Below are 21,876 nucleotides of genomic sequence, written 5' to 3' on the forward strand. Positions count from 1 at the left end.
AGAACAGTATGGCAATCAATCAGGCAGCAAAAAGAATTTTAAAGGCATTATCGTTTGACGGCGTGGAAGTAGAGGCGTTCCGTCATATGGCGGATTTAAAACGCTTAGATCCGATGAAGATATTTTATAAGAAGATAGATGAAAAAATATATAATGGAAGTCATGAGGTACCAGTCCGTATTTTCTTCCCGAATGAAAAGAGCTTTCAGGAGAGTGAAGATAAGCGGCATGACAGTAAAGATAAAAAGCTGCTTTTGTTCATACATGGAGGCGGCTGGGTGACAGAGAGTATTGATAATTATGAAAGAATCTGTGCAAGACTTGCAGATGCAACCGGGCAGTATGTTGTTGCGGTTGAATACAGACTGGCACCGGAAGATAAGTTTCCATCCGGATTAGAGGATTGTTATGCGGTTGCAAAAGCATTATATCGCGGAGAATTTGTGTTAAATGTAAAACCGGAAAATATTACATTGATCGGGGACAGTGCGGGCGGCAATCTTTGTGCGGCACTGTCTTTGATGGCACGGGACCGCGGTGAATTTATGCCGGGCAGACAGATTTTAATCTATCCGGCTACTTATAATGATTATACAGAGAATTCGCCATTTCCGTCTGTGAAGGAAAATGGGACAGACTATCTTTTGACAGCGGGAAAAATGCAGGATTACATCGATCTTTATGCAAGAGATGAAGAAGACAAAAAGAATCCGTATTTTGCACCATACGTGGCAGAAGATGTGAGTAATCAGCCGGATACATTGATACTTACATCCGAATTCGATCCGCTTCGAGATGAAGGTGAGGCATATGGAAAACGTTTGAAAGAGGCTGGTAACCGTGTGGAGATCCATCGTATCAAAGATGCACTTCACGGCTATTTTGCACTGGGTATCAAGCAGTTACATGTGCAGGAAAGTTTCACCTATATCAATGCATTTTTGAAGGGAGAAACATTGTGAATCAAAAAAAAGCGCGCTGGAGAAAACTAGATAATGCAGCAAAATTATATTCTGCAGCCAGCAATAAAAAGGATACAAGAGTATTTAGGTTTTACTGTGAACTAAAAGAAGATGTCAAACCAACGATTTTACAAAAAGCACTGGACCAGACTATGGAGACATTTCCAATGTTTCTTATGGTACTTAGAAAAGGCTTGTTCTGGCATTATCTTGAACCTTGTAATTTGCATCCGATTGTAAAAGAAGAATACAAAGAGCCTTGCAGCAGGCTTTATATAAAAGATAAAAAAAACCTGCTTTTTGAGGTGACATACTATAAAAAAAGAATCAATTTTGAAGTGTTCCATGTATTGACGGACGGAACCGGAGCAACTGAATTTTTAAAAGAGCTGGTGACCAATTATTTGTATCTGGCACATAAAGAGGAAGGATTAGAGCAGATTTCAATGCTTCCGGAAGATATGACTGTGCAGGATCAAGAGGATGACAGCTTTTTGAAATATTATTCAAAAGAGCAGCGCCGTCCAAAAGAAAAGAAAATACATGCATTTCAAATTAGAAAGAAAAAGAAAGATGGACATCACCTCCATGTTCATGAAAGTGTAGTTTTGGTGCAGGATGTGCTGAAGCGAAGCAGGGAGCTTGGGGTGTCTATGACCGTATTTTTGACGGCGGTGTATTTGATGGCAATCCATGAGGAGATGTCAAAGATGCAGGAAAAAAGACCGGTAGTATTGATGGTGCCTGTAAATTTGAGGAAATTTTTCCCATCTACTTCGATGCTGAATTTTTTCAACTGGATTGAGCCGGGATACGATTTTGCAAAACAGGACAACAGTTTTGAAGCTATACTGGAATATACGAAAGAATTTTTTAAAGAGCAGCTGACAAAAGAAAAAATGTCGGCACATATAAGTGAGCTGCTTGCATTGGAGCTTCATCCGATTTTAAGACTTGCTCCATTGGAGTTGAAAAATCTGTGTATTCATGCAGGAGCAAAATTTTCTGAGAAAAATGTGACGGCAATCTTTTCGAATATGAGTGTAGTCAAGATGCCGGAGAGCTATGTACCTTATATAGAACGGTTTGGTGTGTATACCAATACTCCGAAATTAGAACTGTGTCTGTGTTCATTTCAGGATAGATTGTCATTTGCATTTACATCCAGATATGACACAGAAAATATTGAGAGAAATTTTTACCGCCTGTTAAAAGAACAGGGAATTTCATCAGAAGAAGTTAAGCCGGTATTTCCAAAACCGCACGTGCTAAGCGAACAGGAAATGAAAGTATATAAAATATATAGTTTTCTGTGTATCGCACTTGTGGCAGTGATGCTTGTTACTGACTGGAATTTTCATCCACAGGTCCGCTGGACTCTGTTTACAGCAGGCGGTGTGACAACAATGTGGATTGCTTCGTCAATTGGATTTTTTAAGCGGTATAACTTATTGAAAAATGTGATGTGGCAGCTTTTTATCGGCACGATCGTTTGTTTTATATGGGATGTTTTGACCGGCTGGCATAGCTGGTCGGTAGATCTTGTACTGCCGATTATGAGTGTGGCTACGCTTGCAGCAATGTTTGTGATTGCAAAAGTGCAAAAAAGTCCGGTGAGAGAATATCTTATATATGAAATTATGGCGGCCGGATATGGGCTGATACTGCCTATGATCCTGCTTTTATGCAAGAAAGTAAAAAATCCGACAGTGAGTATGTTTGGAGCACTGATCTGTTTCTTGTTCCTGGTAGGAGTGATTTTATTTAAAGGAAAAGAATTTAAAGAAGAGATGCATAAAAATTTGCATGTATAAAAATAGAATCGTTGCATTTTTGAGAGTGAAGAGTAACATTTTTCACAAAGAAAGTGCAACGATTTTTTTTAGAATCTTGAACAGAGTCATACCTTTATGGTAAGATAAACATAATTATGGAAATATAACGTTTTTGAGGAGGAAAATCATGATTAATAAACTTATTGAGAACATTAAAAAGACAAATGCACCAATCGTAGTAGGACTGGATCCAATGTTGAATTACATTCCGGAGCATGTACAGAAAAAAGCATTTGCTGAATATGGGGAAACTTTAGAGGGTGCCGCAGAAGCAATCTGGCAGTTCAATAAGGAAATCGTGGATAAAACATATGATTTGATTCCAGCTGTAAAGCCACAGATCGCAATGTATGAGCAGTTTGGTATTCCTGGACTTGTGGCATTCAAAAAAACAGTAGATTACTGTAAATCAAAAGGACTGGTTGTAATCGGAGACATCAAACGTGGAGATATCGGTTCTACTTCAGCTGCATATGCAGTAGGACATATCGGTAAAGTTAAAGTTGGAAGCAAAGAATTCACTCCATTTGATGAAGATTTCGTAACAGTCAATCCGTATCTTGGATCTGATGGAGTAAAACCTTTCGTTGAAGTATGTAAAGAAGAGAAGAAAGGTCTCTTTATCCTTGTTAAAACTTCAAATCCATCTAGTGGAGAATTCCAGGATCGTCTTGTAGACGGACGTCCGCTCTATGAGCTGGTAGGCGAAAAAGTAGCAGAGTGGGGAGCTGACTGCATGGGTGATGAGTACAGCTATATCGGAGCTGTTGTCGGAGCAACATATCCGGAGATGGGTAAAGCACTTCGTAAAGTAATGCCAAAATCTTACATTCTTGTACCAGGATATGGTGCACAGGGCGGACAGGGAAAAGACCTTGTACATTTCTTTAATGAAGATGGACTTGGCGCAATTGTAAACTCTTCTCGTGGAATTATTGCAGCTTACAAACAAGAAGCATATGCAAAATTCGGAGCTGAAAACTTTGGTGATGCATCCCGTGCAGCAGTAGAAGCAATGGTTGCTGATATCCAGGGAGCACTTGCAAACAGATAAGGAGAGTTAAGATGACAAAACAGAAAGAACAGGCATTGGTAGTTTCACAGGAGCAGCTTGCAGACGGAATCTTCAGCATGTGGATCCAGACAAAAGCAGCTGAAACAGCAAAGCCGGGACAGTTTATTTCAATGTATACAAACGATGGAAGCAAGTTGCTTCCTCGTCCAATCAGTATCTGTGAGATTGATGCGGTAAATGGACGTCTTCGTGTTGTATATCGTGTGACAGGAGAGAATACAGGAACAGAGCAGTTTTCAAAGCTGGAAGCGGGAGATACAATTCCTGTTGTCGGACCTTTGGGAAATGGATTCCCTTATGAGAAGGCAGCAGGCAAGAAAGTATTTCTTATGGGTGGAGGAATTGGAGTTCCACCGATTCTTGAGCTTGCAAAACAGATGGAATGCGAGAAAAAACAGATTGTTGTAGGATATCGTGATGCACAGACATTTTTAAAAGAAGAGTTTGAGCAAAACGGAGAAGTTTATATTTCCACAGAGGATGGAAGTGTGGGAACAAAAGGGAATGTTATGGATGCAATCCGTGAGAATGCTCTGGATGCGGACATGATCTATGCCTGTGGACCGACACCGATGCTTCGTGCGATCAAAGCATATGCAGAAGAAAACAATATCGAATGCTACATTTCACTGGAAGAGCGTATGGCATGTGGAATCGGAGCATGTCTCGCATGTGTATGTAAATCGAAAGAGAAAGATCATCACAGCAATGTAAATAACAAACGAATCTGTAAGGATGGTCCGGTATTCTTATCTACGGAGGTGGAAATCTAATGAATATGAAAGTGAATATTGCAGGTGTAGAATGGAAGAATCCGGTTACAGTTGCATCCGGAACCTTTGGTTCAGGAGCAGAGTATTCTGATTTTGTAGATTTGAATAAGCTGGGAGCTGTCACAACAAAAGGTGTGGCAAATGTTCCTTGGGCGGGAAATGCAACTCCGAGAGTAGCAGAGACTCCAAGCGGAATGATGAATGCGATCGGTCTGCAAAATCCGGGTATCGAATTATTCTGTGAAAGAGATATTCCATATCTTAAGCAGTTTGATACAAAGATTATTGTCAACGTTTGTGGACATGCACCGGAAGAATATCTGGCAGTTGTAGAGCGTCTGGCAGATGAGCCAATCGATATGATGGAAATCAACATCTCATGTCCAAACGTTAACGCAGGTTTCCTTGCTTTTGGACAGGATGCACGTAATGTGGAAGAGTTGACAGCACAGATCAAAAAACTTGCAAAGCAGCCGGTTATTATGAAACTGACTCCAAACGTGACAGATATTACAGAGATTGCAAAGGCAGCAGAAGCCGGTGGGGCGGATGCAGTGTCACTGATCAATACATTGACAGGTATGAAGATTGATATCAATCGAAAAACATTTGCGGTAGCAAATAAAACAGGTGGTGTATCAGGTCCGGCAGTACATCCAATCGCAGTGCGTATGGTATATCAGGTTGCTCAGGCAGTTCAGATCCCAATCATCGGAATGGGCGGTATCGCATCAGCAGAAGATGCAATTGAGATGATCCTCGCAGGTGCAAGTGCAGTGTCTGTGGGAACAGCAAACTTCTACAATCCGACAATTACAATGGATGTTGTAGAGGGCATCGAGCAGTACATGAAGAAAAATGGATTCGAGTCCGTAGCAGATATGGTAGGAATCGTAAAATAGAACCAAGAACCAGTTGGGGACGGAGTTTTCCGGCTTTTCCTTGCAAAAAAAAGCCGGAAAACTCCGTCCCTTTTTGGCTTTTTTTAAAAGAATACTTGCAAATTTATACAAAAATATGTATACTAAATGCAATTCAATAAACCTACCGAAATGGTATGGAAATAGAATCTGGAGGACATAACATGGGAAGAGAGATAGAGACAAAATGTATTCATTTAGAATCGGAAGAAGACTGTATAAAGAATTATGGTGCAATTAGTTATCCGATTTACCAGACAGCAACCTATGCACATCCGGGTGTGGAACAAAGTACAGGATATGATTACAGCAGACTTCAGAATCCGACTAGGGAACATCTGGAGAAAATTATTGCAACACTGGAAAATGGAAACGATGCATTTGCATTTTCATCCGGAATGGCAGCAATTACGATGGCAATGGAGCTGTTCAAACCAGGAGACCACCTGATCGTCGATTCAGATTTGTATGGTGGAAGCATCCGGCTGTTTCGCAATGTATCAGAAAAAAACGGAATTACATTTTCAAGAGTAGATTGTTACAAAGAAGATGTAGAAACTTATGTTCAGGATAATACAAAAGCAATTTATATTGAAACTCCGACCAATCCAATGATGAATGTAACCGATATTCGGAAGATGGCAGAGATTGCAAAAAAATACAAGCTATTATTAATCGTTGACAATACATTTCTATCTCCGTATTTCCAAAATCCGTTGGAGTTGGGAGCTGATATCGTAATTCACAGTGGGACAAAATATCTTGGCGGACATAATGATACGCTGGCAGGATTTCTTGTGACAAAGAGTGAAGAAATCAGTGAAAGATTCCGTTTTTTGATTAAAACAACCGGAGCAGGACTGGCACCATTTGACAGTTGGCTGATTTTAAGAGGGGTAAAGACGCTTGGACTTCGTATGGAACGAGCACAGGAAAATGCGATTGAAATTGCAAAATGGTTAAAGACGCAGCCGGCGGTTACTAAAGTCATTTACCCGGGCTTAGAGGAGCATCTGGGACATGAAATTATGAAAAAGCAGGCGAGAGGATTTGGCGCAATGCTGACATTCCAGCTTAGGAGCAAAGAGGACGCATTTACAATATTAGAAAAGGTACGATTGATCCAGTATGCAGAAAGCCTCGGAGGAGTAGAAACCTTGATTACATATCCTACAACACAGACACACGCAGATGTACCGGAGGAAATCCGCATAAAAAACGGAATTACCGATGCAACACTTCGTTTGTCTGTCGGAATCGAGAATATCAAAGATTTGCTGGAAGAGTTGGAGCGTGTGTTTGGAGAACTGGAAGAAAAGGAATGGTAGAAAACATGGCAGAGAGAAATTTAGATTTTGATAAAATAGTAGACCGAAGAAATACAAGATGTTTGAAATATGATTTCGCAGTGGAGCGTCATATGCCGGCAGATGTGTTGCCACTGTGGGTAGCGGATATGGATTTCGAGACTTCTTCTTATATTGAAGATGCACTGATCGAGCGTGCAAAGCATGCAATTTACGGATATAGCGATGTGAAGACGCCATATTTTGAGATTTTGAAAAAATGGATGCAGAAACATCACGATTGGGATATCCAGAGAAAATGGCTCATCAAAACGCCGGGAGTCGTATTTGCCCTGGCAATGGCTGTAAAAGCTTATACAGAACCGGGAGATGCTGTTTTAATCCAGCAGCCGGTCTATTATCCGTTTTCAGAAGTGATTAAAGATAACGGAAGAAATGTTGTAAGTAACACCCTGTATCTTGGAGAAGATAATCGCTATCACATTGATCTTGAAGACTTTGAGCAGAAAATCGTAGAGAACCAGATCAAATTATTCCTCTTATGTAATCCGCATAATCCGGTGGGAAGAGTCTGGACAAAAGAAGAACTTACAAGACTTGGAGATATTTGCGTCAAACATCATGTAACTGTTGTAAGTGATGAAATCCATGAAGATTTTGTGTTTAAAGGAAAACATCAGGTATTTGCAAATGTTAAGAAAGAATACGAAGACATTACAGTAACTTGCACTGCGCCGAGCAAGACATTTAACATTGCCAGTCTGATGATATCAAATATTCTGATTCCAAATTCGGAATTAAAAAGAAAATTTAAACATCAAATGGATGCAGCAGGTATCAGCCAGCTAAATGTATTAGGGCTGGTGGCGTGTGAAGCAGCCTACGAGCATGGCGAAGAATGGTATCAGGCAATGAAGACTTATGTAAAAGAAAACATCGAGTTTGTAAAGCAGTACGTGGAAAAACAGCTTCCGGGTGTAAAGATGGTGGAGCATGAAGGTACTTATCTTGTATGGCTTGATTTCAGAGAAAGAGGACTTAGTGTGGAAGAGCTGGATGATAAAATCGTCAATCAGGCCAAGCTGTGGCTGGATAGTGGGAAAATATTCGGAAGTTGCGGAGAAGGATTCCAGAGGATTAATGTGGCGTGTCCAAGGAAGGTGCTGGAGGAAGCGATGGAGAGGATTAAGAATGTGGTGGGGTAAGGAGTTATTTGGTTGCTATTTAATTCACTGGGTGGCAATACGTTCCTTACAAAAAAATGATATAAGAATTCTTGCTCAGATTCCATGAGCGGGTGACACATAAGAGCGTAAATTTTTGCTAAAAACAAATGAATTTGAACTCAAACTTGCTGCTATGCAGCTTCAAACATGTTCGTTCAAATTCATTAACACAAAAATTTACGCTCTAAGTGTCTCCTACGCTCACTCCATATTCGCTCGAATTTCTTATATCAATTTTTTGTAAGTAATGTATTGGCTCAAGTTGTGAAGTAAATAGCAACAAAGGATATTGAGCGACGATATCTGCGATAGTGGATTTTCGGAAATTGAAGATGCAAAATTTGCGAAGGAAGTATCCTCAAATTCCAGAAAAGGCAAGATGTAGATGCAATTTATACATGACAGGCAGGCTGAAAAGTATCTGCAAGCTCAAAGAAAAGCAAGTTGCAGATACATTGGTCAAGAAAAGAGCATCTACAACAGCAAATATTAAGGTCTTGCAGATATATCGGCCTAAAAAAGAGCATCTGCAACAGCGAATATTAAGCCAGTGCAGATACAACGGTTGCCACAAAGGCATCTGCACAAGCAAATAACCCCATGATATAGATACATCAGACACCAGAAAAGTAAATCCCTCATCGCTCCACCTATTTCAACCACGGTACACCACAAAGCAAGAAAAAGACTATGCAATTCAGCGAATTGGAGTCGGGCTTGCCCGACGAAGCTGAGCAGGAGTGCATAGTCTTTTTCTTGCTTAGGGCTGTCATGAACTAAATAGCAAACGTAAAACTTTTTGAAAAAAACACATAAAACCTATTGACATAGTAGGTAGAGGGGTATATAATTCGTACCATCAACAAAAAAGGAGAGAGAAAACATGAAAAACTTGAAAAAAACATTAGCACTGACATTAGCATTTACATTAGCAGTTGGAGTAACTGCTTGTGGTAGTTCCAAGGATTCAGCTGATTCATCGGATAAAGCATCTTCAGGGAAGGAAGTGTATCGTACACTCGATGAAATCAAAAAATCTGGAGAGATTAACATCGGAGTATTCTCAGACAAAAACCCATTTGGTTATGTAGATGAGAATGGAGAATATCAGGGATATGATATTTATTTTGCAAATAGACTGGGAGAGGATTTAGGAGTTGATGTAAACTTTGTATCCACAGAGGCAGCCAACCGAATTGAATATCTTCAGACAGGTAAGGTTGATGTGATTTTGGCAAACTTTACAGTAACAGATGAGCGTGCAGAAGAAGTTGATTTTGCACTTCCATACATGAACGTATCACTCGGTGTTGTATCAAGAGATGACAACGTAATCGAGAGCCTGGATAACTGGAATGAAGACGACTCAATCATCGTAATTTCCGGAACAACAGCAGAGACATATTTACATGAGAATTATCCGGACATCCCACTTCAGAAGTTTGATTCTTATGCAACAGCAAAAGAAGCATTTGAAAATGGTACATCAGTAGCTTGGGCAAATGATAATACAGAGGTTATCGCATTTGCACTTCAGAATAAAGGCTACACAGTAGGAATTCCAAATCTTGGAAGCGCAGACAGTATCGCACCTGCTGTAACAAAAGGAAATGACACATTATTAGATTGGATCAACGGAGAAATCGAATCATTAGGTGAAGAGAATTTCTTCCATGCAGATTATGAAGCAACATTGAAAGATACTTATGGTACAGACTATGAGGACAGCTTAGTTGTAGAAGGTGGAAAGACAGAGTAATATCTAACATAATATAGTAAAAAACATAGCAGAAAACTGTGCAAATCTGTTCTTGTGCATCAATTTTGAGAATGGTAGAATAAAAAAATGCAAATATCAATGAAAGGAGAACACGATTTCATGAATTGGGAATTTATTATAAAGTACATTCCTTTATATGAAAAGGCTGCAAAATTGACAGTCAAGATAGGAGTAATCGGAATTGTCTTAGCAATTTTAATCGGATTGATATGTGCAATGATTCAATATCACAAAATTCCTGTAGCAAGGCAGATTGCAGCAGTTTATATTGAACTTAGTAGAAATACCCCCTTGTTAGTACAGCTTTTCTTCATATATTATGGATTTCCGAAGATTGGTCTGCAGCTCGATGCAGAAATTTGTGGAGCAATCGGACTTGCGTTTTTAGGCGGAAGTTATATGGCAGAAACATTTCGCAGTGGACTGGAAACCATAGAACCAATCCAGCGAGAAAGTGCAGTTAGTTTGGGATTAAGCAATCGCCAGACAATGCAATATGTGATTCTACCGCAGGCAATGTCGGTCAGCGTACCGGCTTTTGTGGCAAATGTAATATTTTTGTTGAAGGAGACGAGTGTGTTCAGTGCCATCAGTTTGATGGATTTGATGTTTACAGCCAAAGATTTAATTGGTCTGTATTACAAAACAACAGAGAGTCTGTTTTTGCTCGTCGTCTTCTACCTGATCATTCTGCTTCCAGTGTCAATTCTGGGCAGTCTGTTGGAAAGGAGGCTGCGCCATGCCGGATTTGGGGCTTGATGTATTATTAAAAGGAAACAACATGATTCGTCTGCTGCAAGGTATGTGGGTAGCACTGCAAATCAGTCTCATTTCTATTGTAATCAGCATGCCGCTTGGAATTCTTGTTGGAGCACTGATGACAATGAAAAATAAAATCGTACGTGCGATTTTCAGAATTTATCTGGAGATTATCCGTATTATGCCACAACTGGTGCTTTTGTTCATCGTATATTTTGGAAGTACAAGAGCTTTTGGATGGAGTTTGTCGGGAGAAGTTGCTTCAATTATCGTATTTGTACTGTGGGGAACCGCAGAAATGGGAGATTTGGTAAGAGGAGCGCTGATCAGTATTCCAAAGCATCAATACGAGAGCAGTGAGGCACTTGGCCTTACAAAAATCCAGACATATCGCTATATCATTATTCCGCAGACCGTCAGACGACTGGTACCGCTTGCAATCAATCTGATCACACGAATGATCAAGACAACCAGCCTTGTGCTTATGATTGGTGTTGTGGAAATGTTGAAAGTGGCACAGCAGATAATCGAGGCAAACCGTATGACAAGTCCGAATGCAGCATTTGGAGTATTCCTTGTTGTATTCTTGCTTTACTTCATTGCATGCTGGCCAATTAGTACGCTTGCCAGATATCTGGAAAGAAAATGGGGGTGATGTTCATGGCAGAAACATTATTGAATGTAAAAAATCTTACAAAGAAATTTGAAGGCCATACGATATTAGATGGTATGGATTTGGAAATAAAACAAGGTGAAGTAGTAGTCGTAGTTGGTCCAAGTGGATGCGGAAAGAGTACATTGCTTCGCTGTATCAATGCATTGGAGCCAATTCAGGGAGGAGAAATCCGTCTTCAAGGAGACCTGGTTGAGTATGGCAGCAAGAATCTGGCATCGCTTCGTCAGAAGATAGGAATGGTATTCCAGAGTTATGAATTATTTCCTCATTTGACAGTGATGGATAATATTACATTGGCACCGACAAAGGTACAGAAACGTAAAAAAGAAGAAGTAAAAGAAGAGGCAATGCAGCTTCTTGAAAGAGTCGGTTTGGCAGATAAGGAAAATAGTTATCCAAGACAGTTGTCCGGTGGTCAGAAACAGCGTGTGGCAATCGTTCGTGCACTGTGTATGCATCCGGAGATTCTGTTATTCGATGAGGTAACGGCAGCACTTGACCCGGAGATGGTTCGAGAAGTATTAGATGTAATGCTCGACCTTGCAAAGCAGGGAAGAACAATGATCATCGTAACACATGAGATGCAGTTTGCAAAAGCTGTTGCAGACCGCGTGATATTCCTGGACCAGGGCAAGATTGTGGAAGAAGATGCACCAGAAGTATTCTTCGAGAATCCAAAGACAGAAAGAGCAAAACAGTTTTTAAATGTGTTTACATTTGATAGAGCCAGATAGGAACGGAGTTTTCCGGCTTTTTTGCAAGCAAAAAAGCCGGAAAACCCCGTCCCTGTTTGGCTCAACCAAGGGTTACTATTTGGGGCGTATGTTCAAGTGCCGGAATGATACGCTCTATAAGATCTGTTGTTTTGAATTTTAAGCTTGATGTATTTACACAAGGATGGCATCCAAAATATTCTTTTTTCAAAATATCTTCATCAATCAGAAGTTGTACTTTATGCTCTATATCATTCATCAATCCCATAACACTGACGGAGCCGGGAGTGATGTCTAAATATTGTTCCATAAATTCAGGCTTGGCAAAAGATAATCTGGAACTTCCAATTTGTGCAGATAATTCTTTGGTTTTAAATGGTTTGTTTCCCGGTATAAGAAGTAGATAAAAATCAGTTGCCTGTCGGTTACATAAGAATAGATTTTTACAAATCGAGGTGTTATCTCCGAGTACTTGATCGATTTCTTCACAAGCTTCCATTGTCATAGCTGCTTCATGGTCAACTCTCTGATAAGATATATTGAGGGTATCTAAAAAATCATATACGCGTATTTCTTTTGGCAATCTGCCGGTTAAATCTGTTGGTCTTCCGTCTTGTAATTTCATGTCTGTTTCTCCAAATTAAGAATTAAACTAATGTGTAACATAGGAATATATTAGAACGAGGGTGGAAGAAAATCAAGGTGGAGTTGCTATTTAGTTCATTAAGTTGGATAAGCGTCCCTGAGAGAAAATATTGGATATGAATTAAAAAGCAGAGCTTTGCTAGACAGGCGCTGGCACCTCATGTATCTACACATCTCGCTTATTCCGTGTTATAGATGTCTTTGTGGCAACTGATGTATCTGCAAGACCTTAATATTTTCTGTTGCAGATGCTCTTTTCTTGACTAATGTATCTGCAACTTGCTTTTCTTCGAACTTGCAGATACTTTTCAGCCTGCCTGTCATGTTAAATTACATCTGCATCTTGCCTTTTCTTGGATTTAAAGATACTCCCTTTGCAAATTTTGCATCTACATCCCACATTTTCGATAACGTGAAGATGCTCCCCAGTAAAATTACGCATCTACAACCTACTCTTTCTATGCCTTGTGGATACTCTCCAGTAAAAATGTGCATCCTCGACTTGCGCTTTCCATGACTTGCAGATACTCCCCATCAAAATTTTGCATCTTCAATCCCCTAGAATCCACTATCGCAGATATCCTTTGCGTTCTATTTACTTCACAACTTGAGCCAATACATTACTTACAAAAAAATTGATATAAGAAATTCGAGCGAATATGGAGTGAGCGTTGGAGACACTTAGAGCGTAAATTTTTGTGTTAATGAATTTGAACGAACATGTTTGAAGCTGCGTAGCAGCAAGTTTAAGTTCAAATTCATTTGCTTTTAGCAAAAATTTACGCTCTTATGTGTCTCCCGCTCATGGAATCTGAGCAAGAATTCTTATATCAATTTTTTGTAAGGAACGTATTGCCACCTAATGAACTAAATAGCAACTCAAAGGAGGGAGGTACTTGAATGAAACCGTAAAATCCCCTCTTGCAATTCATTCCTACTCTATGTTAAAGTAGGAAAAAGCATGTTTCTATACGAAATCTAAGGTACGTCGTACCATCTATATTCTAATAACATTTCAGAAATCTATGCTTTAATACCAAACATTATGAAAAAAGCAGAAGAGGACTGGGAGTGATTGAAGATAGAGGAAGTTCCTTCTGCAAAAGGAGGAAAAATGAATACTGAGTTGAAAAATGCTGTATTAGCGACTGACCTTAAAGCACAGTATGATGCCTGTGCCAAAAAGCTGCTTGGATACAAAGATATACTGGCACGAATTTTGATAGAGGCAGTAGAAGAATTTCGGGGCATGTCACCGGAAGAAGTGAAGCCATTGATTGAAGATGATATACATATTGGGAAGATCCCTATTGACCCGGGGCTTACTAACAAAGTTGTTGGAGTGGATGAAAACGGAAAAGAAATCATAGGAATGAATACGGTAAATGAAGAGGTAAATGCGGGATACATTTTGTTTGATATTATTTTTTACGTGAGCTTGAAAGCGGGGCGCTCGAAGATTATCATAAATGTAGAGGCACAGAGAAAAGAACCAACAGAATATGACATTCTTAACCGGACCATTTTTTACGTTAGCAGAGAAATTTCATCCCAGAAAAACAGAGAGTTTGTGAATAGCAATTATAACGATATTAAGAAAGTTTATTCCATTTGGATATGCATGAACATGTCAGAGAACAGTATGAATCACATTCATTTGCAAAATGATACGATTATAGGAAATCAAAACTGGAGAGGAAGAGAAGACTTGATAAATATCGTTATGATAGGGTTGACAAAAGAAGTATCTCCCAGAGAAGAGAAACATGAATTGCACCGGCTTCTAGGAGCACTATTGTCAGAAACACTAAGAGAAGAGGAAAAATTGAATATACTCAAAAACGAATACCATATACCAATGGAAAAATCAATAGAGGAGGATGTGAAAGTAATGTGTAATTTAAGTGAAGGAATAGAAGAACGTGGAATAATGAAAGGAAAAGCAGAAGGCAGAACAGAGCACCTCAAACAACAAGTCCAAAAGAAACTTGTCAAAGGTAAGAGCGTTGAAGTAATCGCAGATGAGCTGGAAGAGAGTGTATCTGCAATTGAAAATGTGCTTGAAGAATTAAGAAAGAATGCATAGTCAGTATTTATCTCAGGAGGGTGTCATGTCATTACAATTCATTTTTGGAAATTCAGGTGCAGGAAAATCGCATCATTTATATAAAGAAGTTGTCGCAGAATCCTTGGCTCATCCAGACACCAATTATATTGTATTGGTGCCAGAGCAGTTTACGATGCAGACGCAAAAGGATCTGTGTATGGCACATCCGAACAAAGGAATCATGAATATTGATGTGCTAAGTTTTATTCGTTTATCACACCGTATATTTGAAGAGACAGGCAGAGAAACAAAACATGTTTTAGATGATGAAGGAAAGAATTTAATCCTGCGGAAGATTGCCGGACAGTATGAGTCGGAGTTGAAGGTATTGCGAGGTAATTTAAAAAAACAGGGATATATCAGTGAAGTGAAATCTGTGATTTCTGAGTTTACGCAATATGGCATCGGATTTGATGAACTGGATGAAATGATTGATTCGCTTGGTGAGGAAAGCTATCTTTCTTATAAATTGCGGGACATTCGTACAGTATATGGAGGCTTTGAAAATTATCTTGCAGACAAATATATTACAAAAGAAGAATTGTTAGATGTGTTGAGTGATGCGGTTCCGGAATCGAAAATATTGAAGGATAGTGTTGTCGTACTCGACGGATATACCGGATTTACCCCAGTTCAGAACAGGCTTTTAGGGGAGCTTCTGAAGGTATGTAAAAAAGTTATGATAACCGTAGAAATGGATCAAAGGGAGAATCCATTTGTTTATAAACACCCATATCAACTATTTGCACTTAGCAAGCAAATGGTTACTTCGCTTGTTGAGATTGCAGGAGAAAATCGTATTTTGGTAGATGAACCGGTATATTTATACGAAAAAACACCTTACCGTTTTCGGGATAATCCGGCGATGGCTTTTTTGGAAAATGAGTTGTTCCGCTACAAATGTGGTCATTATACAGAAGAACAGAATGCAATATCATTACATGTAACTCGAAATCCAAAAGAAGAGGCGAATTTTGTTGCGGCGCAAATACATCGGCTTGCGAGAGAAGAAGGAATCCGTTATCGGGAAATGGGCGTGATTGTCAGTGAGATGGGAACATATGCAAATCATTTAGAAAAAGCATGTGAAGAGTACCGGATTCCGATTTTTATGGACCACAAGAAGAGCATTTTGTTAAATGCATTTGTAGAATATTTACGAAGTCTGCTGGCAATGGAAGAAGAAAATTTTTCATACGAAAGTGTTTTTCGTTTTTTGCGGACAGGTATGTCAGGATTTACGAGGGGAGAAGTGGATCGCATGGAAAATTATGTGATTGCACTGGGATTGCGTGGATATAGTAAGTGGTCAGATAAGTGGGTGAGGACTACTTATGAAATGAAAAGAAAAGATGCAGCAGAACAAAAAGAGCTGGCGGCAAGTGCACAGGCATTGGATTCGTTGAATCAATTGAGAGAACGGTTTGTAAAGAAAATAGAAACACTTACAAAGGTATTAAAAAAGCGAAAAAAGACAGTTAAGGAAATAACAATTGCAGTACATGAATTCTTGCTTCAAGAAAAGATGCAGGAAAATGTGCAGGAGATGGAAAATTATTTTCAAGAGCAGGGAGAGCTTGCGCTGGCAAAAGAATATTCGCAGGTATATCGCATTGTAATGGAGCTGTTTGATAAGTTTGTTGAACTTCTCGGAGACGAAGAGATTTCATTAAAAGAATACAATGAGTTATTAGATGCTGGTTTGGAGGAGGCAAAGGTCGGGGTTATTCCACCAAGTCTGGATCAGGTTGTGATCGGTGATATGGAGCGTACTCGTCTGAATCATTTGAAAGTGTTGTTTTTTGTCGGGGCAAATGATGTTTTTCTTCCGGGAAATCTTGGACAGGGCGGTTTGTTATCGGACAGAGACCGAGAACAGTTTGCAGAACAAAAATTCTCATTATCACCGGGAGCAAAAGAAAAAACATACACGCAGAAATTTTATTTGTATATGAATCTGACAAAACCATCGGAGAAGCTCTATCTTTCTTATTCAAAAACATCTGCCGATGGAAAAGGATTGAGACCGGCATATTTGATACAGGATTTGAAGAGGATGTATCCGAATCTGGAAGTGATTGAGGAAGAGAAAAAATCATTATCAGAAAAAGAAATGACATGGATGCAGGGAGCTGAATATCTGGTAGATGGACTGGCCAAGCGACAATACGGATTGAGTAACGAGTGGAAGGAATTGTATTCGTGGTATTTTGAACAAGAAAAGAATCAAGAGAACCCACTTGTATTGCAAAGAATATTAGACGCAGCATTTTACAAGAAAGAAAAAGAGCAATTAAAAAAAGAGACTGCAAAGGATTTATATGGAAACACAGAGCGTGTCAGCGTGACCAGACTGGAGCGGTTTTCTTCGTGTGCATATGCACATTTTCTGACATATGGGCTTCGCCTTTCAGAGCGAGAATGCTATCAGTTTGAGGCGATGGATCTGGGAAATATAGCACACCAGTCTATGGAAAGATTTGCAAGAAAAGCAGATGATATACAGGTAGAATGGACGGCTATGTCGGAAGAAGTAAAGGAGCGGTTTATTCAGGAAAGTGTGGAAGAAAGTATTCTTGAATACGGAAATACAGTATTGTACAGCACTGCAAGAAATGAGTATACGATCACAAGGATTAAGAAGTTAATCCAGCGTTCTGTATGGGCATTGACAAAGCAAATGGCAGAGAGTGATTTCCGTCCGAGTCTGTATGAATTTAATTTTGGAAGCGGAAAGATTGACAGAATTGATACATGTGAAGATGAAAATGGAGTATATGTAAAGGTTACGGACTATAAGACCGGTATGAAAGCATTTGACATTACAGCATTTTATCATGGATTGCAGATACAGCTTCCGGTTTATCTAAATGCGGCGCTGGATGTGGAGCAGAAGAGACATAAAGGAAAAGAGATTATTCCTGCCGGAATTTTCTATTATCGTATGCAAGACCCAATCGTAGATAAAGAAGAGGACGATGAAGTGCTTGAGGGTAAAATTCTAAAAGAGCTTCGTCTGGATGGTCTCGTAAATGCGGACGAAATCGTTGTGGAACATTTGCAGCATAATCTGGAAGGAACGTCAAATTATATTCCGGTTTCAAAAACGAAAAGCGGAGCATTGAGTAAAACCTCGAAAGCTCTGTATCCAGATGAATTTTTGGAATTTCTTGATTATACAAAAAAATTAGAAGCGAAACTAAAAGGCAAAATAGCAGATGGCGAGGTGCAGGCAGAACCATATGAAATGGGCGGTGCGACCGGATGTGATTATTGTGCCTATCGTGCAATTTGCGGATTTGATACAAGAATCGAAGGCTATGAATATCGCAGACTTGAGAAATATTCCAAAGAGGATGTGTTGGAAAAGATTCATATTGCTGCACAGGAGGAAAGATAAATGGGTGTGAAATGGACAGAAGAACAGCAGAAAGTCATAAATCTGCGTAACCGGAATATTCTTGTATCTGCTGCAGCAGGGTCTGGAAAAACGGCAGTTTTGGTAGAGCGTATTATACAAATGCTGACAGACGAGAAGCATCCTATAGATGTGGACCGTCTGTTGATCGTGACATTTACAGAGGCGGCGGCCGCTGAAATGAAAGAGCGTGTACGAAATGCAATCGAAAAGTCATTAGAAGAAAATCCGGAGAATGCACATTTACAAAGACAGGCAACATTGATCCATAGCGCCTCAATTACAACGATCCACAGCTTTTGCCTATCTGTTATAAGAGAACATTTTCATGTGATAAATCTTGATCCGGGATTTCGTATTGCAGAAGAAGGCGAGTTGAAGCTTCTTTCGCAGGACGTATTAGGAGAAGTTCTGGAATCGTGCTATGAAGAGGCGGATGAGACATTTTTAAAACTGGTAGAAAAGCTTGGAAGCGGACGGAATGATAAACGCTTAGAGACACTTATTTTACAGTTGTATGAGTATTCAAGGAGTTATCCACAACCGGAAAAATGGCTTTGGCAATGTGTTGATAACTATGCCGTAAATGAACAGGATGGGGCATATTTTATCTTTGAGATTGCGGCAAAACAGACAAAATACTATGTAGAAGATATGCTTGGTATCCTGGATGAGGCATTGACAATTTGTGAAGAAGCAGATGGTCCATATATGTATGCAGAAATGCTGGAAATGGATATAGAAATGTTGTCAAATCTCAATAGAGAGCAAAATGAATATGAACAGTTATATCAAGAGCTGACATCTATAAAGTGGAAAGCGTTGTCCAGAAAGAAGGATGAAAGCGTTTCGGAGGAAAAGAAAGAAAAAGTAAAACAGCTTCGTGATGAAGTCAAAAAGCAGGTGAAAGATCTAATCGCAGCTTATTATTATGAAAAGCCGGAAGAAATGCTCAAAGACATGGAGGCATCCCACGATACGATGCAGGCATTTGTCGCGTTGGTCCAAATGTTTGCGGATGCATTTGCGGAGAAAAAAAGAACACGAAATCTTATTGATTTCAATGATATGGAGCAGTTTGCCTTGCAGATTCTGACAGAAGAAAAAGAAGGAAAACTGGTTCCGTCAATCGTCGCACAGGAATATCAGGAACAGTTTGCAGAAATTATGATTGATGAATATCAGGACAGTAACCTAATTCAGGAAGCAATTTTAACAAGCGTATCTACGATAAGCAAAGGCAAATACAACGTGTTTATGGTTGGGGATGTCAAGCAGAGTATATATCGTTTCCGTTTATCGCGTCCGGAATTATTTATGGAAAAATATGAGAATTACAGTCTGGAAGATGGAGAAAAGCAGCGTATTGATCTGCATAAGAATTTCCGAAGCCGTGCAGAAGTGCTTGATAGTACAAATTATATTTTCGAGCGGATTATGAGAAGAGAGCTTGGAGGAGTAGAGTACGACGAGAATGCGGCACTTTATCTAGGGGCAGATTACGAGAACTTGGTGCGTGAAGATGGCAGCTTGGAAAATGAAGCTGAATTATTGCTTTTAGACACATCCGATGCAGAAATCCCCGATGATTTGGAAGAGGGAACAGAATTTCTTGACGGAACAGGAAAACAATTAGAAGCGCAGATGGTTGCAAAGCGGATTAAAGAACTGGTCGGAAAAGCAAGGGTGAAGGATAAGGAAACCGGCGAATATAGACCGGCCCAATATCGGGATATTGTAATCTTATCAAGAAGTGCAAAAGGGTGGTCGGATATATTTTCAACGATATTGAATGAAGAAGGGATTCCGGCATATGCAGGTAGCAGGGAAGGCTATTTTGAAACATATGAAGTAAGCGTTTTACTAGATTACCTGCAGCTTTTAGATAACCAGAGACAGGATGTTCCACTGGCAGCAGTATTGACCTCTCCATTTGTCGGATTATCTGCACAAGAGCTTGCCGAAATCCGAAACTCAAAAGAAAACAGCACATTTTACGAGGCGGCAGAACAAAGCGAAAGACTGCAGGAATTTTACCGACAGCTGGAACATTTCCGCAAATTAATCCCATACACATCCATTCACGAATTGTTGTGGAAAATATTAGAAGAAACAGGGTACGGTGTCTATATCTCGGCAATGCCCGGCGGTGCGCAGAGAAAGGCAAACCTTGAAATGCTAATTGAAAAAGCATGTTCATTCGAAGGGACAAGTTATAAAGGTTTGTTTAACTTTGTGCGATATATCGAGCAGCTGAAAAAATATGATGTAGATTACGGGGAAGCGAATATTATAGATGAACAGGCAGATACCGTGCGGATCATGACAATCCATAAAAGTAAAGGTTTGGAATTTCCAATTGTATTTGTTGTAGGAATGGGCAAACGTTTCAACATGCAGGACGTAAACGGAAGTATGATTATTCATCCGGAGCTTGGTGTAGGAATCGATCAGATTGACTTGGATAGACGTACAAAAATTCCGACATTTTTAAAGAAAATGATCCAGCAGCAAACAAAATTGGAAACCTTAGGAGAAGAACTTCGAGTACTTTATGTTGCGCTGACCAGAGCAAAAGAAAAATTGATTATGACAGGGCAGCTAAAAGATGCTCGAAATCTTGTGCTCCAATATGAAAATGCTGCGATTGAAAATGCATCGAAAGGCAGTATGACGTTTTCAAAATTAGCATCCGCACATAAATATTTAGACTGGGTACTTCCGGTGGCTGCACAGCCAGATGCACCGATTTCGATTAAAGTGTGGGATTACTGGGATGCTGCGGTACTCGACAAAAGAGAAGAACAAGCCGAGCAGGTAGCAAAGGATATATTAGAGCATTGGAATCTGGAAAATGTATATGACAATGAATTAAAAGAGCATTTGAATGAGCAGTTTTCATATCGTTATCCATACCAGCAAATGCAAAAATGGAAAATGAAATTTACCGTATCCGAACTGAAAAAACGCACATATCTAAGTGAAGATGGCAGCGGAGAAAATGGTGAGGAAATGATAGAAGAAGCACCGATAGTTCCTCTTTTGCCTAAATTTTTACAAGAAGAGGAAGAGGTAAAGGGTGCTTCGCGAGGAAGTGTATATCACAAAGTATTAGAATTGCTTGATTTTACACAAGAATACAATACTACATCCCTAAAAGAAGCAATCAGGCAGATGGAACAAGATAAAATTATTACAAAAGAGATGACAAAGTGCATCCGAATAAAAGATATACAGAACTTCTTGAATAGTAATATCGGAAAAAGAATGCAGAAAGCTGCAAAAAGCAAGCTGCTAAAAACAGAACAGCCATTTGTACTTGGAGTAGATGCAGGAGAGATTTATCGAGAAGAAATAAAGGATGCCTGCCAGACGGCGATGGAAGATATGTGCCAGAAAGAAGTAGAGGATGTTTGTCAATCAGATATGAAGAATGAAATGATATTGGTACAGGGAATCATTGATGTTTATTTCGAAGAAGATGGAGAAATTGTACTGCTGGATTATAAAACCGACAAGGTTCGAAATGGTGCAGAATTGAAAGAGAGATATCATGCACAGTTGGATTATTATGCGAAGGCACTCGAGCAGCTGCTTGGGAAGAAAGTGAAGGAGAAAGTGATTTATTCGTTCTGTCTGGGGGAGACAGTTGCTATTTAGTTCATTAAGTTGCTATTTAG

General features: G+C 39.6%; 15 protein-coding genes. 14 read left to right on the forward strand and 1 reads right to left on the reverse strand.

Translation table 11 applies throughout. The annotated features are described in order from the left end of the window. Positions 1–8: 8 nt before the first annotated feature. From H8S40_RS04040 to H8S40_RS04090, 11 genes are all read left to right on the forward strand, one after another. Positions 9–962, forward strand: a complete 954-nt coding sequence (locus tag H8S40_RS04040; protein WP_186864623.1) for an alpha/beta hydrolase — start codon at positions 9–11, stop codon at positions 960–962. Next, positions 959–2,776, forward strand: coding sequence for a DUF6320 domain-containing protein (locus tag H8S40_RS04045; protein ID WP_366482224.1), 1,818 nt, complete (start codon positions 959–961; stop codon positions 2,774–2,776). The genes H8S40_RS04040 and H8S40_RS04045 overlap by 4 nt, the downstream gene beginning before the upstream one ends. 148 nt (positions 2,777–2,924) lie before the next feature. Next, positions 2,925–3,851, forward strand: a complete 927-nt coding sequence (gene pyrF, locus H8S40_RS04050) for an orotidine-5'-phosphate decarboxylase (protein WP_118688979.1) — start codon at positions 2,925–2,927, stop codon at positions 3,849–3,851. Positions 3,852–3,862: 11 nt separating this feature from the next. Continuing rightward, on the forward strand, positions 3,863–4,645 hold the full coding sequence (locus H8S40_RS04055) for a dihydroorotate dehydrogenase electron transfer subunit (protein ID WP_022074818.1): 783 nt from the start codon (positions 3,863–3,865) through the stop codon (positions 4,643–4,645). Beyond that, the gene (locus H8S40_RS04060) at positions 4,645–5,547 is read left to right on the forward strand and encodes a dihydroorotate dehydrogenase (RefSeq protein ID WP_118725102.1); all 903 of its coding nucleotides are present in this window, start codon (positions 4,645–4,647) and stop codon (positions 5,545–5,547) included. The genes H8S40_RS04055 and H8S40_RS04060 overlap by 1 nt, the downstream gene beginning before the upstream one ends. Before the next feature lie 182 nt (positions 5,548–5,729). Continuing rightward, positions 5,730–6,893, forward strand: coding sequence for a trans-sulfuration enzyme family protein (locus tag H8S40_RS04065; protein WP_186864624.1), 1,164 nt, complete (start codon positions 5,730–5,732; stop codon positions 6,891–6,893). Then, the gene (locus H8S40_RS04070) at positions 6,887–8,077 is read left to right on the forward strand and encodes a MalY/PatB family protein (RefSeq protein ID WP_366482227.1); all 1,191 of its coding nucleotides are present in this window, start codon (positions 6,887–6,889) and stop codon (positions 8,075–8,077) included. Before H8S40_RS04065 ends, H8S40_RS04070 begins: the two co-directional genes overlap by 7 nt. Positions 8,078–8,981: 904 nt before the next feature. Next, positions 8,982–9,857 carry a transporter substrate-binding domain-containing protein gene (locus H8S40_RS04075; RefSeq protein WP_118725100.1) on the forward strand — a complete coding sequence of 292 codons (876 nt, stop codon included), beginning with the start codon at positions 8,982–8,984 and terminating at the stop codon, positions 9,855–9,857. Between the two features lie 120 nt (positions 9,858–9,977). Beyond that, entirely contained in the window at positions 9,978–10,637 is a 660-nt protein-coding gene (locus tag H8S40_RS04080; protein WP_186864625.1) for an amino acid ABC transporter permease, read from the forward strand. Then, positions 10,618–11,292, forward strand: a complete 675-nt coding sequence (locus H8S40_RS04085) for an amino acid ABC transporter permease (protein ID WP_186864626.1) — start codon at positions 10,618–10,620, stop codon at positions 11,290–11,292. The genes H8S40_RS04080 and H8S40_RS04085 overlap by 20 nt, the downstream gene beginning before the upstream one ends. A gap of 5 nt (positions 11,293–11,297) precedes the next feature. Then, positions 11,298–12,047 carry an amino acid ABC transporter ATP-binding protein gene (locus H8S40_RS04090; RefSeq protein ID WP_117991994.1) on the forward strand — a complete coding sequence of 250 codons (750 nt, stop codon included), beginning with the start codon at positions 11,298–11,300 and terminating at the stop codon, positions 12,045–12,047. Positions 12,048–12,108: 61 nt separating this feature from the next. On the opposite strand, the gene H8S40_RS04095 is transcribed toward H8S40_RS04090, so the two are convergent. Beyond that, on the reverse strand, positions 12,109–12,651 hold the full coding sequence (locus H8S40_RS04095) for a prolyl-tRNA synthetase associated domain-containing protein (protein WP_186864627.1): 543 nt from the start codon (positions 12,649–12,651) through the stop codon (positions 12,109–12,111). 1,134 nt (positions 12,652–13,785) lie between these two features. Between H8S40_RS04095 and H8S40_RS04100 the strand changes: the two genes are divergently transcribed. The 3 genes from H8S40_RS04100 to addA are packed head-to-tail and all read left to right on the forward strand — an operon-like array spanning position 13,786 to position 21,856. Further along, positions 13,786–14,757 carry a hypothetical protein gene (locus H8S40_RS04100; protein WP_186864628.1) on the forward strand — a complete coding sequence of 324 codons (972 nt, stop codon included), beginning with the start codon at positions 13,786–13,788 and terminating at the stop codon, positions 14,755–14,757. 25 nt (positions 14,758–14,782) lie between these two features. Beyond that, the gene (locus H8S40_RS04105) at positions 14,783–18,178 is read left to right on the forward strand and encodes a PD-(D/E)XK nuclease family protein (RefSeq protein WP_186864629.1); all 3,396 of its coding nucleotides are present in this window, start codon (positions 14,783–14,785) and stop codon (positions 18,176–18,178) included. Continuing rightward, on the forward strand, positions 18,179–21,856 hold the full coding sequence (gene addA, locus H8S40_RS04110) for a helicase-exonuclease AddAB subunit AddA (protein ID WP_186864630.1): 3,678 nt from the start codon (positions 18,179–18,181) through the stop codon (positions 21,854–21,856). Positions 21,857–21,876 lie beyond the last annotated feature (20 nt).

The organism is Ruminococcus hominis (genome assembly GCF_014287355.1).
Taxonomy (GTDB): Bacteria; Bacillota; Clostridia; order Lachnospirales; family Lachnospiraceae; genus Schaedlerella; species Schaedlerella hominis.

Bases quoted from the DNA above. Each gene is read 5' to 3' on its own strand.
- H8S40_RS04085 (WP_186864626.1), top strand. From the start codon at position 10,618: ATGCCGGATTTGGGGCTTGATGTATTATTAAAAGGAAACAACATGATT.
- H8S40_RS04090 (WP_117991994.1), top strand. From the start codon at position 11,298: ATGGCAGAAACATTATTGAATGTAAAAAATCTTACAAAGAAATTTGAA.
- H8S40_RS04105 (WP_186864629.1), top strand. From the start codon at position 14,783: ATGTCATTACAATTCATTTTTGGAAATTCAGGTGCAGGAAAATCGCAT.
- H8S40_RS04060 (WP_118725102.1), top strand. From the start codon at position 4,645: ATGAATATGAAAGTGAATATTGCAGGTGTAGAATGGAAGAATCCGGTT.
- H8S40_RS04095 (WP_186864627.1), bottom strand. From the start codon at position 12,651: ATGAAATTACAAGACGGAAGACCAACAGATTTAACCGGCAGATTGCCA.
- H8S40_RS04065 (WP_186864624.1), top strand. From the start codon at position 5,730: ATGGGAAGAGAGATAGAGACAAAATGTATTCATTTAGAATCGGAAGAA.
- H8S40_RS04080 (WP_186864625.1), top strand. From the start codon at position 9,978: ATGAATTGGGAATTTATTATAAAGTACATTCCTTTATATGAAAAGGCT.
- H8S40_RS04040 (WP_186864623.1), top strand. From the start codon at position 9: ATGGCAATCAATCAGGCAGCAAAAAGAATTTTAAAGGCATTATCGTTT.
- pyrF (WP_118688979.1), top strand. From the start codon at position 2,925: ATGATTAATAAACTTATTGAGAACATTAAAAAGACAAATGCACCAATC.
- H8S40_RS04055 (WP_022074818.1), top strand. From the start codon at position 3,863: ATGACAAAACAGAAAGAACAGGCATTGGTAGTTTCACAGGAGCAGCTT.
- H8S40_RS04070 (WP_366482227.1), top strand. From the start codon at position 6,887: ATGGTAGAAAACATGGCAGAGAGAAATTTAGATTTTGATAAAATAGTA.
- H8S40_RS04100 (WP_186864628.1), top strand. From the start codon at position 13,786: ATGAATACTGAGTTGAAAAATGCTGTATTAGCGACTGACCTTAAAGCA.
- addA (WP_186864630.1), top strand. From the start codon at position 18,179: ATGGGTGTGAAATGGACAGAAGAACAGCAGAAAGTCATAAATCTGCGT.
- H8S40_RS04075 (WP_118725100.1), top strand. From the start codon at position 8,982: ATGAAAAACTTGAAAAAAACATTAGCACTGACATTAGCATTTACATTA.